Annotated in this window: 1 protein-coding gene; it reads right to left on the reverse strand. The window is 66.6% G+C overall.

Annotated features, from left to right (window positions below; all coding sequences use genetic code 11):
- Positions 1–71: 71 nt before the first annotated feature.
- The gene (locus C8P69_RS23350; protein ID WP_108179817.1) at positions 72–1,271 is read right to left on the reverse strand and encodes an IS256 family transposase; all 1,200 of its coding nucleotides are present in this window, start codon (positions 1,269–1,271) and stop codon (positions 72–74) included.
- Between the last annotated feature and the right edge of the window lie 99 nt (positions 1,272–1,370).

Below are 1,370 nucleotides of genomic sequence, written 5' to 3' on the forward strand. Positions count from 1 at the left end.
GGGTGATGTCCCAGGACGTGGTGTATCTTCTGATCACCACAGACCGACCGCCGAGCGAGGTCGGGCGTTTGTCAGGCCGGCACGGCCGGCAAGCTGACGAGAGCATTGTCGCTGACGGGGGCCATCGTTTCCAGCGTCATGTAGCGTGCGCGCTGGACGGCCCATTCATCGTTCTGTTCGAGCAGGATGGCGCCGACGAGGCGGGTGATGGCGGCCTCGTTCGGGAAGATGCCGACGACCTCGGTGCGCCGCTTGATCTCGCCGTTGAGGCGCTCCAGCGGGTTGGTGCTGTGCAGCTTGGCACGATGCTGGGCGGGGAAGCCCATGTAGGCCAGCACATCCGCCTCGGCGTCATCCATCAGGGTGGCCAGCTTCGGGAGCTTGGGGCGCAACTGGTCGGCGACGGTGCGCCACTGGCGGGACGCTGACGCAGGATCCTCTTGTGCAAAAGCGGTGGCGACGAAGGCGGAGACGACGCGCCGGCCGCTCTTTCCCGCATGGGCCAGCGCGTTCCGCATGAAGTGGACCCGGCAGCGCTGCCAGGTCGCGGTCAGCACCTTGCCGACGGAGGCTTTGATGCCCTCATGCGCGTCGGAGACGACGAGCCTGACGCCGCGCAGCCCTCGTCTTGCGAGCTTACGAAGGAACTCTGTCCAGAACGTCTCGGCTTCCGACGGTCCGATGTCCATGCCGAGCACTTCCCGCCGGCCGTCACTGTTGACGCCCACGGCGACGATGACGGCCACCGAGACGATCCTGCCGTTCTGGCGGACCTTCACGTAGGTGGCGTCGATCCACAGGTAGGGCCACTCGCCCTCGATGGGGCGGTCAAGGAAGGCTTTGACCCGCTCGTCGATCTCCTCGCAGAGGCGGCTGACCTGGCTCTTCGAGATCCCGCTCATGCCCATCGCCTTGACCAGGTCGTCCACCGAGCGGGTCGAGACGCCCTGGATGTAGGCCTCCTGGATGACAGCCGTCAGCGCCTTCTCGGCCATCCGCCGCGGCTCCAGGAAGCCGGGGAAGTAGCTGCCCTTGCGGAGCTTGGGGATGCGAAGCTCGACGGTACCGGCCCGCGTCTCCCAGTCCCTGTCGCGGTAGCCGTTGCGCTGGGCCAGCCGCAGCGGGCTCTTCTCGCCATGCGCCGCTCCCGTCAGCGCACCGACCTCCAGCTCCATCAGACGCTCGGCGGCAAAGCCGATCATCTCGCGCAGGATATCCGCGTCCGGGGTCTTCTCCACGGCGGCGCGAAGGATCATCATCTCATCGGTCATTGGTCGTCCTCGAGGTGCAGGTTGGTGTGCGCAACCCGAACCTCGCCCGAAGATCGATCAATGGCCACCGCCAGCTACACCACCACCAGGGACGTCACC

This window comes from Phreatobacter oligotrophus (assembly GCF_003046185.1).
Taxonomy (GTDB): domain Bacteria; phylum Pseudomonadota; class Alphaproteobacteria; order Rhizobiales; family Phreatobacteraceae; genus Phreatobacter; species Phreatobacter oligotrophus.

What these genes read in the sequence shown, in the direction of transcription:
- C8P69_RS23350 (WP_108179817.1), bottom strand. Translation starts at nt 1,271, where the DNA reads ATGACCGATGAGATGATGATCCTTCGCGCCGCCGTGGAGAAGACCCCG.